The sequence below is a fragment of the Stenotrophomonas sp. Sm2128 genome (genome assembly GCF_030985535.1).
In the GTDB taxonomy this organism is placed as follows: Bacteria; Pseudomonadota; Gammaproteobacteria; order Xanthomonadales; family Xanthomonadaceae; genus Stenotrophomonas; species Stenotrophomonas maltophilia.
Genome location: NZ_JAPTFQ010000096.1, coordinates 1 through 16,151, shown reverse-complemented (window position 1 = coordinate 16,151; position 16,151 = coordinate 1). Strand labels below are relative to the sequence as shown.

The window sequence follows — 16,151 nt, the reverse complement described above, 5'->3', positions numbered from 1 at the left end:
AGCCCCAGATGCCCGACGATCATGAGGTTGCCGGCCAGCGGCCGACACTACCGGCAATGCGTCATCGCGTGCGCGATGTCATCAACGGAATCTACAATAGGCGGTCTTTCTTTTCCCGGACCGCCCATGAAACTGCCTGCCACCTGGCTGTGCTGCCTGTTGCTGACTTCGCCGGCCTGGGCCGCGGATACCGTGGTCAGCGGCAAGGTCTATCTGGAGCGTGACGGCCGGCCGGGGCGCGGAGCGACCGATCCGGGCCTGGCCGGCGTGCAGGTCTCCAACGGCGAGGCCATCGTCAAGACGGCTGCAGACGGCAGCTACAGCCTGCCGGTGCGTGATGGCCAGACCGTGTTCGTGATCAAGCCCGATGCGTATTCCTTCCCGAAAGCGGCCGACGGCCTGCCTTCGTTCTGGCGGCACTATCGCCCGAACGGTTCGCCGGCGTTGAAGTACGGCGGCATCGCCGCGACCAGCGACGTCACCCGCAACTGGGATTTCGCCCTGCAGTCGGATCGCCATGACAGTCGGCGCGGCTTCCAGATGCTGGTGTTCACCGATTCGCAGACCGCCAGCCTGAAGGATATCGGCTACTACCAGCAGTCGATCGTCGCGCCATTGGTGGGACAGACCAAGGCGCGCATGGGCACCACCCTGGGTGACATCGTCAACGACGACCTGACCCTGTATCCGGCGATCAACAAGGTCACCACCGAACTTGGCGTGCCGTGGTTCCATGTGCCGGGCAACCATGACCTCGATTTCGATGCGGCCAGCGACGAACACTCGCTGGACAGCTGGCGCAACATCTACGGCCCGGATACCTACGCGGTGGAAGAGGGTGGCGCCAGTTTCGTGTTCCTGGATGACGTGGTGTACGACCCCAAGGCCAAGCCGAAGTACGTCGGTGGCCTGCGCGAAGACCAGTTCGCCTTCCTTGCCAGCTACCTGAAGGGCCTGCACAAGGATCGCCTGCTGGTGCTGGGCATGCACATCCCGCTGTTCGACGCGGCGCCGGGGCGCGAGACCTTCCGCCATGCCGACCGCCAGCGCCTGTTCGGCCTGCTGAAGGACTTCCGCAACGTGCTGGTGCTCAGCGGCCACAGCCACACCCAGCAGCACGTCTACCATGGCAAGGCCGAGGGCTGGAACGGCGACAAGCCGCTGCACGAATACAATGTCGGCGCCAACTGCGGTGCGTTCTGGTCAGGCGTGAAGAATGCCGCCGGCGTGCCGGACAGCACCATGAGCGATGGCACGCCGAAGGGCTATGCGTTGCTCGACGTGGCCGGCAATGGCAGCTACAGACTGCAGTACCGCGTGGCCGGAAAACCGGCCAGCGAGCAGATCGGCCTGCATGCGCCGAAGGTGCTGCGCCAGGGCGCCTACCCGGCCTGGGGCATCTATGCCAACGTCTACATGGGTGAGGATGCCAGCGTGGTCGAGTACCGCGTCGATGGTGGCGCCTGGCAGCCGATGAAGCAGGTCAGCCAACCCGATCCGCGCCTGATGGTGGAGAACGTGGCCGACGATCTTGCAATCAGCCTGCGTGGCTACGACCGCTCGCCGGAGGCCACCGCATCGCCGCACCTGTGGCGTGGCACGCTGCCGACCGATCTGGCCGTGGGCAGCCACAAGGTCGAGGTGCGCTCCACCCAGCCCGACGGCGCGGTGTTCACCGCCAGCACCAGCTACAGCCTGCAGACTGCCCAGCCCTGACCCCGCACACCACCGCTCCAGCGAAAGGACCCCGCATGGATATCCGCTTCATGGCCGGCACCACGCCGGTGACCCTCAGCCGCCACTGGTTCACCGGCGCGATGCAGTTGCAGAGCGCCACCGAGACGGTCTGGGTGCAGCACCCGCTGCATCCGGGCACCCACTTCTCGTTCTCGCTGGTACAGTCGTGGCTGCGCCACATCGCCGGCCATGAAGTGCTGGTCGAGCGCACCCGGCCGCTGCTGTTCGCCGGCTTCCGCCCGCAGCGGCTGCGCGTGCTGGTGGATGGTGTGCAGGTGGCCGAACAGGAAGGCATGTAGGCCAACCTGAACCATCGGCGCGCTAGGCAAAGCCGCCCCGATGCCTGAGAATCGGGGCGATTCAATCGATCCAAGCAGGCCAGCGTGACCATCGCAGCAGCGTCCCCGGTTTCCTCCGACTCCGCCCGCGGCGGTCTTCCACGCCGTCTGGTCGTTGCCGATGTCGGCGGCACCTTCGCCCGCCTTGCGCTGGCTGAAACCCAACCCGGCCAGGCGCCGCTGCTGGGCAGCCATCGCACCTACGCCTGCGCCGAGCATCCCAGCCTGGCGGCGATCCTGGCCGATTTCACCGCAGGCCTTGGCCAGCCGGTGCAGACCGCGGTGGTGGCCATCGCCGGACTGCTTGATGGCGATGTGCTGATCAATTCCAACCTGCCGTGGACGGTCTTGCTGTCGGCCACCCGCGCGCAGTCCGGGTTGGGAGAACTGCAGCTGATCAACGATTTCGAGGCGGTGGCGCTGGCCATCCCTTATCTGCGGCCGGACACGCTGGTGCCGCTGAACGGCGATGCTGATCCGGCGCAGGCATTCCCGGCGCTGGTGCTGGGTGCCGGTACCGGCCTGGGCGCCGCACTGCGCTTTGCCGACGGCGAGCGCCCGGTGCTGGCCAGCGAGATCGGCCATGCCGCGCTTGGCGCCGGCAACGCGCTGGAACTGCAGGTGCTGGGCAAGCTGCTGCAGCGCTGGTCGCACGTGGACAACGAGCGTGTGCTGTCGGGCAGTGGCCTGATGAACCTGTACCCGTGCCTGTGCGAGCTGCGCGGTGCCACTGCGGTGTGGACCAGCACCGAAGCGCTGATCGGTGCCGCCCGCAGCGGCGAGGATGCACTGGCGGTGGAAACGCTGCAGGTGTTCTGTGCCTGGCTGGGCAGCCTGGCCGGCGACGCGGCAATCGCCGTCGGTGCGCGCTCGGTGTACCTGGCCGGGGGCATTTCCGCGCATGTGCAGGATTTCCTGGCCGATGGCCGCTTCCGTGAGCGCTTCCTCAACAAGGGCGTGCTGACCGAGGTGCTGCGCCAGGTGCCGGTATGGCGAGTGGAGCACGGCCAGTTGGGCGTGCTCGGCGCAGCGGTCTGGCACGCCGCACGGCAGCCCACGCACGACTGATCGGCAGGGTCGGCATCGGGCCGGCCGTGCGTTGCAGACTGGGAGGGGAAGATGGTGGATCGCAGGCAGTTCCTGCAGGCCGGTGCACTGGCTGCAGGCATGGCGGCTTTGCCGGGCGTGCAGGCGCGCACGCAGGGTGGGGCCAAGGTGGTTTCGACCTGGGACTTCGGCGTACCGGCCAACCAGGCCGCGTGGAAGGTACTGGCGCAGGGCGGCAGCGCGCTGGATGCGGTGGAAGCAGGCGCACGCTGGGCCGAGAGCGAGCTCTGCAACCCCACCGTCGGCCATTGTGGCAACCCGGATCGCGACGGCGTGCTGAGCCTGGACGCGAGCATCATGGATGGCGATGGCCGATGTGGCGCAGTGGCCGCGCTGGTCGACATCCTGCATCCGGTGTCGGTGGCCCGCAAAGTGATGGAGAACAGCCCACACGTGCTGCTGGTGGGCGAGGGCGCGCAGCAGTTCGCGATGCAGCAGGGTTTCGAGCGCAAGCACATGCTGACGCCGCAGGCCGAAGCGGCCTGGCGCGAGTGGCTGAAGACGGAGAAGTATCAGCCGCAGATCAACGCCGAGCGCCGTGGTATTCCCGGCAACAGCGACAACCACGACACCATCGGCATGCTGGCGCTGGATGCCAAGGGCCACCTTGCCGGTGCCTGCACCACCAGCGGCATGGCCTGGAAGCTGCACGGCCGGGTCGGCGACAGCCCGATCATCGGTGCTGGCCTGTATGTCGACAACGAAGTGGGGGCGGCCACTGCCTCGGGCGTGGGCGAGGAGATGATCCGCAACGCCGCGTCGTTCCTGGTGGTCGAGCTGATGCGCCAGGGGCGCTCGCCGGCGCAGGCTTGCCGCGAAGCCATCGACCGCGTGGTGCGCAAGCGCCCGGAAGCTAGCAGAACGCTGCAGGTGTGCTTCCTGGCCATGAACAAGCAGGGCGAGGTGGGCGCCTACGCGTTGCATCGCGGCTTCGTCTACGCCGTGTGCGATGCGCAGCGCCAGGATGACCTGCGCGACTCGCCGTCGATCTACACGAGCACCCAGGCGTGAGCACGCGGCTGACTCTGGAGGTTGCCAGTAACTCGCTGGCTTCGGCGCTGGCGGCACAGGCCGGCGGCGCCGACCGCATCGAGCTGTTCGACAACCTGGCCGAGGGTGGCACCACGCCGTCGTTCGCCAGCATCGCGATTGCGCGCGAACGCCTGTCGATTCCGCTGTTCGTGCTGGTGCGGCCACGCCCGGGCGACTTCCACTACGACGCGCTGGAAACCGAACTGATGCTGCGTGACATCGCGCAGTGCCGCGCGCTCGGCTGCGACGGCGTGGTGATCGGTGCGCTGGATGTGCAGGGCGGTATCGACCTGGCGCTGTGCCGTGAACTGGTGCAGGCTGCCGGGCCGCTGCAGGTGACCTTCCACCGCGCCTTCGATGCCGCCCGCGATCTGCCGGCGGCACTGGAACAGGTGATCGAACTGGGTTGCCAGCGCGTGCTGACCTCGGGCGGCCAGGTCAGTGCCGAGGCCGGTGCCGATGTGCTGGCGGGCCTGGTCACCCAGGCGGCAGGACGTATCACGGTGATGGCTGGCGCCGGGCTGGGCCCGGCCAATGTCGCCGCCGTCGCACGACGCAGCGGCTGCACCGAACTGCACGCCTCGGCCAAAGGCCTGCGGCGCTCGGCCATGCAGTTCCAAAACCCGGCGCTGCGCGGGCTGGACCCGGACTGGAGCCAGACCAGCACCGCGACCGTGGCCGCACTGCGTCAGGCCCTCGACGGCTGATCGCAGGGCCGGGGTCGGATCCCTTCGCAGAAGGGCTCCGACCCCGCTGCGGAACGCGCACCGGTTGCCGAAAAGTGACGCTTCTGACGTGCGCGGATGGCCAGTCAGTCTGCCAAACATCGGAACGCAGGGGCCTCTGTGTTTCCGGGTAGACGATCAAGCCAGGATTATTGACAGTGGGGTCCAACTCCCCGTGGCAATGATCCTCCTTCCGCATGCCTCGATTGCTCCTGCTATTTCTCTGTTTGCTGCACACCGCCGCAATAGCTGCAGAGGAAGGACAGCCCCCAATGTTCATCTGGAAGGCGGTCGGACCCGAGGGCGGCGGCATCGACGATTTGCTGGGCGGCGTGACGCTGGCACGCTCTGCTACAGGCGTGTTCGTCGACGCACGGGTACATCGGATCGGGGAGAAGCGCTTTCGCGCGCTCTATCAGGTGTTCGATTCAAACGCTTCCAACCCGATGGGGCGCTGTGGCGCGGGGCGTGAGATCCATCTGTTCGTCTACGAATTGACCCTGCCGAAGCCCATTGAGCGCGGCAGGGTATTGATCAGCAGCTGCCTTGAGACCCTGTCTCTGGCGAGCCAGAACTCAGGGCGACCCCACAGTGAATCCGACTTTTCCTCGGTCATCTGGCAGGGCGACGGGTTCACCATCGAGTGGTGGGGTATCAGACACAGAGGCGATGCGTCGAGCCGCTACGCCCTCCGAAATGGCCACTTCGTCCCGACTCGATCGGGTGAGGGGAATCGCTGAGGGCGGACAAAACCGTTCCGCGCGCGATTGTCGCGATCGTGTCATTGACGTGTGCGCTGTTCTCTCAGCGATGTTTCGCAACCCTTTGATTGTTCTGGATGCCGGCAGCCGATAGCGGCATTCCCTCGGGCATTGCTGCATCGCCGCATGCCCGGCGTGGTTCAGCTGTGCTTTAGTTTGGATCGATCCACAGGGGGGCGTCGGGACGGTCTTGAACCGATCCAGGTGCCCGGATCAGCCGTAGTGCCGCGCCACCACCCGTCCGTGCGTTCACACTTTCGAAGAGCAACCACCCATGGCTCAGATCGTCCGCAAGCGTCGTCACCTGCTGTCCCAGGGCCTGGTCCTGGCCCTGTTGCCCCTGGCTGCCAGTGCGCAGGAGGCCGCCAGTTCGTCCACCAAGGATCTCGACGCGGTCACCGTCACCGGTTCGCGCATCAAGCGCGCCAGCGTCGAAGGCCCGGCACCGGTCAACGTGATCACCGCCGCGCAGATCCAGAAGGAAGGCTTCGTCAGCGTGTACGACGCGCTGAAGACCCTCACCGAAGCGACCGGCACTGTTGAAGCCGCCTCGCAGTGGGGCTCGCACACGCCCAATGCCAGTGGCCTGAACCTGCGCGGGATGGGCCCGAACCGCTCGCTGCTGCTGGTCAACGGCCGTCGCGTGGCCGACTACCCGCTGCCCTATGGCGGCGAAACCAACTTCTCCAACTACGGCAACATTCCGGCTGCGGCGGTGGAACGCATCGAAGTGCTGACCGGTGGCGCCTCGTCCATCTATGGCTCGGATGCGATCGCCGGCGTGGTCAACGTCATCCTGAAGACCAACTACGACGGCGACGAAGTGCGCGTGCGTGGCGGCACCTCCACCGAGGGTGGACGCGACACCTGGGACCTGTCCTGGGCCGGCGGCAAGACCGGTGACAACTGGAGCGTGACCTACGCGTTGCAGTACACCAAGCGCGATCCGTTGTTCGGCCGTGACCGCCCGCAGATGGACGATGCCGATGATGCGCCGTACCCGTCCTGGAACATGGAACAACGCAAGGTCGGCTTCCGTCCTACCGCCGGACTGGCGTTGATCGATCCGACCACGGGCCAGCGCCTGGCGCCGCCCACCGGCACCTGCGAGAAGTTCGGCAGTGAGTACTACACCGCCGATCGACTGGTCTACAACTACGCCGCCAACACCATCACCAACACCGGCCGCCTGTGCGGCATGAGCGCCGACTACGCCAACTGGCTGCTCACCGGCGGTGCCGAGAACGTGTCCGGCAACCTGTATGCCACCTTCGATTTCAGCAACGACCTGCAGGCCTGGACCAATCTGGCGGTCTACCGTTCCGAAGCGATCTGGGGCACCAATCCGCCCGGCGTGTCGCTGATCGACGATGACAACGGCTACTACTGGGACGCCAACCGCAACCGTCCGATTCTTGGCGTGCGCCAGTTCACCCCGAATGAGGTTGGCGGGCTGGATACGTTGCGCAACACCAACCGCGAACTGTCCTGGGACTGGAGCGCCGGCCTGCGTGGCCGCCTCGCCGACCGCTTCGACTGGAGCGCCACGGTGGGGCGCTCGTACTACCGCGTGGAAGAACGGCAGAACGTGGTCGACAAGCAGAAGTCGTACGACTACTTCCTCGGCCCGAAGCTGGGCACCACGGCCGATGGCGAGGCGATCTACGCCTTGAACGAATCGCGCTGGTGGAATCCGCTGACGCCGGACCAGTACTGGCAGATGGGTACGGTGGCGAAGAACCGTGCGGCGTCCTGGGTCAACCAGGCCTCGGCGGATATCACCGGCGAACTGTTCCAGGGCTGGGCCGGCCCGATCTCGTTCGCCGCGGTGGCTGAAGTCGCGCAGCAGGGTTATCACCTCAGCCCCGACCCACGCGCCGGCATCGATTTCGACCTGCAGAACGTCGATCGCGGTGGCGGCGAGCGCACCCGCTATTCGGCCGGCGTCGAGTTCAAGATTCCGCTGCTGGACAGCGTGACCGCCACTGCGGCCGCGCGCTATGACCGCTATGGCAACTACAAGGCCGACGACAGCAGCGAAGCACTGAACATCGGCAGCCAGAAGGAAACCACCTGGAACGTCGGCCTGGAATGGCGCCCGGTTGAATCGTTGCTGGTGCGTGGCTCCTATGCCACCAGCTTCCATGCGCCGGACATGCATTACCTGCTGGGCCAGCCGAGCAGCTCCGAAGTGCAGACCTATGATCGCCTGCGCTGCATCCAGAGTGGCGCGTACCTGGTCAACAACTGCGGCGTGGGCAACACCGATGTCTGGTACACCTTCGACGTGAACCGTCGTGGCACGCCGCTGCTGCGCTCGGAAACCGGTGATTCGTGGACGGTCGGTTTCGTCTGGGACGTAATGCCGAACCTGTCGGTCAGTGCCGACTACTGGGCGATCAAGCTGGAAGACATGATCGTCGACGTCGGCGCCGATGAGGTGCTGGCCAGCGAGGCCGGCTGCCTGACCGGCAAGAACATCGATGGCACGCCATGGGCCAATCCGGCCGGTGGCGAATACTGCGCCGGCATCCTGGCCCGCGTGAACCGTGACGGCAGCGGCCGCCTGGTGTCGATCGAGCGCGGCCCGTTCAACCTGGCCAGCCGCGAAGTGCGTGGTGTCGACCTGACCGCACGCTATCGCCTGGAAACCGCGCAGTGGGGCAGTTTCCAGCTGGGCCTGAACTACACCAACCAGATCTCGACCAAGGAACAGCGCTACGCCAACGACCCGAACCCGGAACGCCGCGACCGCGACCTGCGCAGCAAGCTGCGCGCGAGCCTGGCCTGGCAGCGCGGCAACTGGAATGCCAATGTCTATGCCGACCGCGTGGGCTCGGTGCCGGGCGTGCGCTACCACTGGGGCACCGACCGCCTGGACAACCCCGGCGGCTGCCTGCCGTTCGCCGACGGCTACGTGCCCAGCGACAGCCCGTCGCTGAACTGCCTGGAGCCGGCGACACGTCCCGACGGCTCGCCGAACCCGAACCCCAATGCCGGGCAGCAGACGGCGCGCTACTACGGTCGAGTGGGGCCGTTCATCACCTGGAACTTCAACGTGGGCTACCAGGTGACCGAACACGCGAAGGTAAACGTGTACGTCAACAACGCCTTCAACTCCGCCAGCTGGAACCACAAGGACCCGTACAAGCTGGATTACGACTTCGCCCCGACCCGCCTGCTTGGCGCGGTCGGCCGCGAGTTCGCGTTGGAGTACGTGTTCACCTTCTGAGCAGACCCGCAGGGGGCGCCGGGCCTGATCCGCCTGGCGCCTCCGTCCGCTCAGCAGTTCCACGCCATGCGTGGATGAACCCCATCATGAACCCCGGGGTGGCTGGATTTGACCTTCCCACGATGGCAAGGTTTAGCCTGTCCGCATCCAGAAGGAACCCCGGGAATCCGATCATGAGCACGCCCCGCGCCACTGCAGCCCCCGCAAGCCCTGCCACCATCAGCCTGCCCATCGAGGGCATGACCTGCGCCAGCTGTGTCGGCCGGGTCGAGGCGGCGCTGTCCAGGGTCGAAGGCGTGGGCAGTGTTTCGGTCAATCTGGCCACCGAGCGCGCGGATATCCGCCCGTCCGGTCCGGTCGATCGGGCCGCGTTGATCCAGGCGGTGGAGCGGGTGGGCTACGACGTGCCCCCCGCCACCGTTGAACTGGCCGTGGACGGCATGACCTGCGCCTCCTGCGTGGGCCGCGTGGAGCGCGCGTTGCTGGCGGTGCCAGGCGTGAGCCAGGCCAGCGTGAACCTGGCGACGGAGCGTGCGACCGTGCGCGGCGTGGCTGATACGGCCGCCTTGGTTGCGGCCATCGACAAGGTCGGCTACGCCGCCCGCCCGATCGAGGCCGGTGTGCAGTCCGATGATGAAGCCGCTGAAAAGAAGGATGCCGAGCGCGCCGAACTGAAGCGCGACCTGATCGTGGCGACCGCGCTGGCGCTGCCGGTGTTCGTGCTGGAGATGGGCTCGCACCTGATTCCCGGCATGCACGAATGGGTGATGGCCACCATCGGCATGCAGGCCAGCTGGTACCTGCAGTTCGTACTGACCCTGCTGGTGCTGGCCATTCCCGGCCGCCGTTTCTACCAGAAGGGGTTCCCGGCACTGCTGCGGCTGGCGCCGGACATGAATTCACTGGTGGCGGTGGGCACCGCCGCGGCGTTTGGCTACTCGGTGGTGGCGACCTTTGCACCGCGGCTGCTGCCGCCGGGCACGGTGAACGTCTACTACGAAGCGGCCGCGGTCATCGTTGCGCTGATCCTGCTCGGCCGCTTCCTCGAGGCCCGCGCCAAGGGCCGTACCTCCGAAGCGATCAAGCGTCTGGTCAACCTGCAGGCCAAGGTCGCCCATGTGTTCCGTGACGGCCGCACCGTCGACATCCCGGTCAATGAAGTGCAGAGCGGCGACATGGTGGAAGTGCGGCCGGGCGAGCGCGTGCCGGTCGATGGCGAGGTGGTTGAAGGCCGCAGCTACATCGACGAATCGATGATCAGCGGCGAGCCGATCCCGGTCCAGAAGCAGCCGGGCAGCAGCGTGGTGGGCGGTACGGTCAACCAGAAGGGCGCACTGACGGTACGTGCCACGGCGGTGGGCGCGCAGACCATGCTGGCGCAGATCATCCGCATGGTCGAACAGGCGCAGGGCTCGAAGCTGCCGATCCAGGCGGTGGTCGACAAGGTCACGCTGTGGTTCGTGCCGGCGGTGATGCTGGCCGCGCTGGCGACTTTCCTGGTCTGGCTGATCTTCGGCCCGTCACCGGCGCTGAGCTTCGCGCTGGTCAATGCGGTGGCGGTGCTGATCATTGCCTGCCCGTGCGCGATGGGGCTGGCGACGCCGACCTCGATCATGGTCGGGACCGGCCGTGGCGCTGAAATGGGCGTGCTGTTCCGCAAGGGCGAGGCGCTGCAGCTGCTGAAGGACGCGCAGGTGGTGGCGGTGGACAAGACCGGTACGCTGACCGAGGGCCGCCCGCGCTTGACCGATCTGAAGATCGCCAGCGGTTTTGATCACGGCAGGGTGCTGGCGGCGGTGGCGGCGGTGGAGTCGCGCTCGGAGCATCCGATTGCCCGCGCCATCGTCGATGCAGCCACCGAGCAGGGCATCGCGCTGCCGTCGATGGTCGATTTCGAATCGGTCACCGGCATGGGCGTGCGTGCCAACGTTGATGGTGCGCGGGTGGAGGTCGGTGCCGATCGCTTCATGCGCGACCTGGGCGTGGACATCACTTTGTTCGCGACGCTGGCGGCAGAGCTGGGCACCCAGGGCAAGTCGCCGCTGTATGCCGCCATCGACGGTCGCCTGGCCGCAATCATCGCGGTATCCGATCCGATCAAGCCGAGCACGCCGGCCGCAATCGCGGCACTGCATCAGCTTGGCCTGAAGGTGGCGATGATCACCGGTGACAACGCTGGTACCGCGCAGGCAATCGCGCGCCAGCTCCGCATCGACGAAGTGGTGGCCGAGGTGCTGCCGGAAGGCAAGGTCGAGGCGGTGCGCCGCTTGAAGGCCACGCATGGCCATGTCGCCTTCGTCGGCGACGGCATCAACGATGCGCCGGCACTGGCTGAAGCCGATGTCGGCCTGGCCATCGGGACCGGCACGGATATCGCAGTGGAATCGGCCGATGTGGTGCTGATGTCGGGCAACCTGCAGGGCGTGCCGAATGCCATCGCGCTGTCGAAGGCGACGCTGGGCAACATCCGGCAGAACCTGTTCTGGGCGTTCGCCTACAACACCGCGTTGATCCCGGTAGCGGCAGGCGTGCTGTACCCGGTCTGGGGCGTGCTGCTGTCGCCGGTATTCGCGGCCGGTGCGATGGCGCTGTCCAGTGTGTTCGTGCTGGGCAACGCACTGCGCCTGCGCCGCTTCCAGCCGCCGATGGCGGATGCCGCCGCTGCCACCCACTGAAGGAGATCCGCATGAACATCGGTGAAGCCGCCAAGGCCTCCAGCGTGTCGGCGAAGATGATCCGCTACTACGAACAGATCGGCCTGATTCCCGCCGCTGATAGAACCGAGTCGGGCTACCGGGCGTATTCGCAGGCGGACATCCACCGCCTGCGTTTCATCCGCCGCGCGCGCGATCTCGGCTTCCAGGTGGCCGAGATCACTGATCTTCTGGGCCTCTGGAATGACACCTCGCGGCACAGCGCCGACGTGAAGCACCTGGCCGAACAGCACATTGCCGATCTGGAACAGCGCATCGAGCACATGCGGCAGATGGCCGACACGCTGAAATCGCTGATCAGTTGTTGTGCGGGCGACGAGCGCCCGGAGTGCCCGATCCTGCAGCGGCTGGGTGAGGACGATCAGACGCCGGTGCCGGTCGATACCGCGAAGACCGGTGCGGTGCGGCGGCGTACGCACAAGCATTGACTCGATATCGCATGCATGAAAAAGCCCGCCGGGTGCAGCAGCACCGGGCGGGCTTTTCTGTGTGAGACGGGGGCAGGGGATCAGGCAGTACGTGGCGGGAAGCCGGCGTCGTTCACTGCGGCGAAGACGTCTTCCTGCGATGCGGTGGTCTGCACCTTGACCAGGCCGGTCGGCGGGTCGGCGACCACGCTGGCGTTGGGATCGATCTGCTGGATCGCACGGGTCACGCTGCGCGCGCAGCCGCCGCAGGTCATGCCATCGACATGGAATTCCATCTGTAGCTCCTTCGGTGCTCTTGGGGTGGAGTCAGTGTGCACCTTCCAACGATGTCAGGGTCAAGCGCCGGGCTGAACGAAAGGCAAGGCGCCGACAAAAAAAACGGCAGCCACCTGTACCAGCGCGGCTGCCGTGGAGGAACGTCCCCGCCAGGGCGGGGCGTGGGTTGCACCGGGGCGCGCCCGGGCAACCCGGTGTTGCCTTAGAACTTCCAGGTAGCGCCGAAGTACAGCTGGCGGCCTGCATAGGTATTGGAGACCAGGCGTGCCTTGGTGTCGCTTCCCAGGTGCACGCGCTGCTCGGACTTGGTGGCATTGATCACCGAGGCGGTCAGGGTCCAGTCCGGGGTCAGGTTGTAGGCCACGTTCAGGTCCAGCTGGTCATACGGCTCGGTGTAGACGGTGAGGCCATTGTTGAGCCCACCGACCACCTGGCCGCGACGGTTGAACGAGGCGCGCGCGAGGAACTTCTCGTTCTCGTAGAAGACCGTCACGTTGGCCTGGTTCTTGGCGCTGCCGACCAGCGGCGAGGAGCCGATTTCCTGCCCGTCCAGAACAATGGAAGCCAGGTTGGTGTCGTTGTAGGTGTAGTTGGCCTGCACGCCGAAGCCGAAATCGAAGGTGTACTGGCCATACAGCTCGACGCCCTGCGACACACCATCGCGGCCATTGGCCTGGGTCTCGTAGCGCTGCACGTTCACCGCTTCACCGTTGATGACCATGGGCGTGTCGCGCACCACCGGCAGGGTGAAGTTGTCCACGTTCTTGCGGAACAGGCTGACGCCGGCGACCGCGCCAGGCTGGAAGTACCACTCCAGGCCCAGGTCGAACTGGGTGGCCTTGAACGGCTCCAGCTGCTTGTTGCTGCCCTGGCCGACCCAGCCTGCGGTCGATGCGCCACCGGCAACGCGGCGATCATTGACGTACTCCTCGCTGTAGTAGCTCAGCGCGCCCGGTGCTGCGATATCGGTGTAGCCAGGGCGGGCGATCACCTTCGATGCGGCACCACGCAGCACCAGCGTGTCGGTGATGTCCCATGCAATGTTGAAACTCGGCAGCACGTCGGTGTAGGTGCGGTCCACGCCGATCAGGCTGTAGGTCTTGCTCTGCGCCAGGTCATGCGGCAGGCGCACGAAGCCGCTCTCACAGCTGTAGGTCGGGTAGGCCGCAGCGGCGGGGTCGGTGCACGCCATCGGCGCGCCGGACGCGTTGTCCAGGAAGTAGTCGTTGAACTTCTCGATCGAGTCGGAAGACTGCGCGAACTGCTTGGTGCGCACCACACGCACGCCGACATTGCCGCGCAGGCGCTCGGTGCGGAAGTTGGCCTGGAAGTAGCCGGAGTAGATCTTCTCGTTGACGTTGTAGACGAAGTCTTCCTCGGTACGGTTGTGCGAACCACCGTAGGTCTTGTTCAGATAGTCGATGTACGCCGGGTAGTTGATGCCCGGGAACACGTTGGCATTGAAGCCACCGGCAATGTTGCTGATCGGGTTCGACAGGAAGAAGCCGGGCTGCGCATCGCCGGCAGTCGGATCGCAGCCACTCTGGTAGCGGCTGTTGTCATAGTCGGCCGGGTCACGGCCCGGGCATACCCAGTAGGTGTTGCCGGTGTTGCGGTGGACCTTGCCATCACGGTACTTGGCACCGAACTGGATCGAATCCAGCCAACCGGACTCGAACAGCTTGGTCACGTCGGCCTGGAAGTAGTTCTGCTTGACCTCGGTGCGCTTCCACGACGAATCGGTCGAGCCGGTGTCGACTTCGGCGATGCCGTTCATCAGCTGCTGCTGCAGGTCGGGCGAGAAGGTGGCAGACGGCGTGCCGGTCAGGTCCCATGCGCTGTACTGGTTACCGGACAGGTAGTCGTTGCCGACCTTGCGGCGCGGCTTGGCCGACATGCGGAAGTTCATCGACGGACCACCTTCAGACCAGGTGCGGCCACCGGTGAACGAGGCCTTCCACAGCGGGCTGATGTCCCAGTCGATGGTCAGGTCGGCGGTCTGCGACAGCGCCTTTTCCTTGCTGTAGCCACCGGTCAGCTGCGGTGTCGGAATCGTGCAGTCGTCCGGGCCCCAGCCGCCGGGCTTGAGGCCGGCGGCCTTGGCCTGGTCTTCGCTGCAGTAGTAGGTCTTTCCGGCCAGCTTTTCGAACTGGGCACCGGTGACGGTGTTGCCGCTGGGGTCGAAATCCAGGCCGTTGAGCAGGCGGCCGCCGGCCCAGTTTCCATCGCCGTTGAAGCGGGCCATGCTCCATTCCGGAATCTTCAGCATGTTCTGGGTGTAGTCACCCTGCAGCTCGAAGCGGAAGTAGTTGGCGGTCATCGTGACGTTGTCGACCGGCTTGAACTGGAAGGTCAGCTGGCCGCCCTTGCGCTCGCGCTTTTCTTCCTTCACGGCGAAGTTGACCGAGGTCGGCATGAAGAAGTCGCTGTAGTTGCCGCCGGTCTGGTTGTTGAAGCCGGACTTGCCCCACCAGTAGTGGATGCCGTCCTGCTGCTGCACGTTGCCATAGGCGTCGCGTGCCTTGCCGGCGCCGTACCACTGGTAGTCCTCGGTGCTGGCTTCCATGGTACGGGTCGTGCGCTTCTGCTGCGTCACGCCGACCAGCACGCCGAAACGCTCATCCTTGCTGTGCCACGAATACAGGGCCGAGGCCTGCGGGTCGATATCGTGGTGGGTATCGGAGGAGGTGCCCTCGAGCGTGACGAAGCCCGAGTTGGACTCCATGTCCAGCGGACGGCGGGTGTGCAGGATGACCGTGCCGCCGATGCCGCCTTCGTCGATGCGTGCTTCCGGCGACTTGAACAGCTCGGCGCTGGACAGCATGTTCGACGGCAGCAGGGTGTAGTTGAACGAACGGGTGGCTTCGTCGTTGGTTTCCGACGTGGCCACGTAGTTGCCATTCAACTGGGTCAGGGTCAGGTCCGGCGCAAGGCCGCGCACGCTGACACTCTTGCCTTCACCACCGCTGCGGGTGATGACCACGCCGGGCACGCGCTGCAGTGCGTCGGCCACGTTCTTGTCGGGAAACTTGCCGACGTCCTCGGCAGTGATCACTTCGACAACGGCGTTGGCGTCGCGCTTCTGCTCAAGGCTCTTTTCGATGGCGTAGCGGTAGCCGGTGACCTGGACGCTGTCCAGGTTGGTGGCTTCCTGCGAGCCGGTGGTGGTTGCCTGCTGCGCGGCGGCGCCGGCCGGAACGACGGCGGCGGCCAGGGCCAGCGCGATGGCCAGCGACAGTGCGTCCTGGCCATGCGTACGTGTTGAATGCTTCATTCCCATCTCTCCCTCTCTCCTGGATTGATCCGGTGACGTGGCACGGACAACTTGAATCGATCTAATTTGAAGTGACATTGTCGCTATCGCCATGCAGTGGCAGTTGCACCGTGCGCGTGGCCTGGTACGTCCTGTTGCCGCTCCCCCAACTCCCGGCCATCGCAATGTCGGCTTGGATCGATCTAAGCGATGGGCGGGCGTTTTTTAGCATGGGTCGCCCGTGGGCGCATGCTGCTCCGCAATATGGTACTGGCGTGGCGAAGGGATGACGGTTTGCTGAAAACAGTGAAATCGTTTTCGTGCGCAGGGAGGGTGGGTCGGCAGGGCTGCGCCCTGCACCTGCTTGAAGCCAGGGCAACGGCCAAAGCCAAAGCCAAAGCGGCTCTGGTTTTCTGCTGGTTTGGCAGGGCGGTGTGGACTGGCAGGACACGCCGTAAACCCCCCTTCCGGGGTCCGGCCCAGCCGCTGGCGGCTGTGCGTTCGGGCGCTTGCGAAGCAGTGCTTCGCAAGCAAAGCGCCCTCACCCC

11 protein-coding genes are annotated in these 16,151 nt (G+C 65.9%); 9 read left to right on the top strand and 2 right to left on the bottom strand.

The genetic code is table 11. The annotated features are described in order from the left end of the window. Positions 1 to 126: 126 nt before the first annotated feature. The 9 genes from O0K41_RS20030 (at position 127) to cueR (ending at position 12,074) form a co-directional block, all read left to right on the top strand. Positions 127 to 1,716, top strand: a complete 1,590-nt coding sequence (locus O0K41_RS20030) for a calcineurin-like phosphoesterase family protein (protein WP_164222122.1) — start codon at positions 127 to 129, stop codon at positions 1,714 to 1,716. 35 nt (positions 1,717 to 1,751) lie between these two features. Next, complete coding sequence (locus O0K41_RS20025) at positions 1,752 to 2,036, top strand: hypothetical protein (RefSeq protein ID WP_012480039.1); 285 nt, start codon at positions 1,752 to 1,754, stop codon at positions 2,034 to 2,036. An 84-nt stretch (positions 2,037 to 2,120) separates the two neighbouring features. Continuing rightward, complete coding sequence (locus O0K41_RS20020; RefSeq protein ID WP_099605253.1) at positions 2,121 to 3,143, top strand: glucokinase; 1,023 nt, start codon at positions 2,121 to 2,123, stop codon at positions 3,141 to 3,143. Between the two features lie 51 nt (positions 3,144 to 3,194). Further along, positions 3,195 to 4,193 carry a N(4)-(beta-N-acetylglucosaminyl)-L-asparaginase gene (locus O0K41_RS20015; RefSeq protein WP_049449723.1) on the top strand — a complete coding sequence of 333 codons (999 nt, stop codon included), beginning with the start codon at positions 3,195 to 3,197 and terminating at the stop codon, positions 4,191 to 4,193. After that, positions 4,190 to 4,921 (top strand): copper homeostasis protein CutC, encoded by a 732-nt coding sequence (locus O0K41_RS20010; protein ID WP_049449724.1) that lies wholly within the window; start codon positions 4,190 to 4,192, stop codon positions 4,919 to 4,921. Before O0K41_RS20015 ends, O0K41_RS20010 begins: the two co-directional genes overlap by 4 nt. A 290-nt stretch (positions 4,922 to 5,211) precedes the next feature. Then, the gene (locus O0K41_RS20005) at positions 5,212 to 5,679 is read left to right on the top strand and encodes a hypothetical protein (protein WP_164222120.1); all 468 of its coding nucleotides are present in this window, start codon (positions 5,212 to 5,214) and stop codon (positions 5,677 to 5,679) included. Between the two features lie 295 nt (positions 5,680 to 5,974). Continuing rightward, positions 5,975 to 8,932, top strand: a complete 2,958-nt coding sequence (locus O0K41_RS20000; RefSeq protein ID WP_164222118.1) for a TonB-dependent receptor — start codon at positions 5,975 to 5,977, stop codon at positions 8,930 to 8,932. 173 nt (positions 8,933 to 9,105) lie between these two features. After that, positions 9,106 to 11,607, top strand: a complete 2,502-nt coding sequence (locus O0K41_RS19995) for a heavy metal translocating P-type ATPase (protein WP_164222116.1) — start codon at positions 9,106 to 9,108, stop codon at positions 11,605 to 11,607. An 11-nt stretch (positions 11,608 to 11,618) separates the two neighbouring features. Continuing rightward, complete coding sequence (gene cueR, locus O0K41_RS19990; protein WP_005409440.1) at positions 11,619 to 12,074, top strand: Cu(I)-responsive transcriptional regulator; 456 nt, start codon at positions 11,619 to 11,621, stop codon at positions 12,072 to 12,074. Positions 12,075 to 12,154: 80 nt separating this feature from the next. Here the strand turns inward: cueR and O0K41_RS19985 are convergent, their stop codons facing one another. Next, a complete protein-coding gene (locus O0K41_RS19985; RefSeq protein WP_005409441.1) occupies positions 12,155 to 12,349 on the bottom strand; it encodes a heavy-metal-associated domain-containing protein in 195 nt (64 codons plus the stop codon). Positions 12,350 to 12,552: 203 nt separating this feature from the next. Next, entirely contained in the window at positions 12,553 to 15,630 is a 3,078-nt protein-coding gene (locus tag O0K41_RS19980) for a TonB-dependent receptor (RefSeq protein ID WP_088436210.1), read from the bottom strand. Between the last annotated feature and the right edge of the window lie 521 nt (positions 15,631 to 16,151).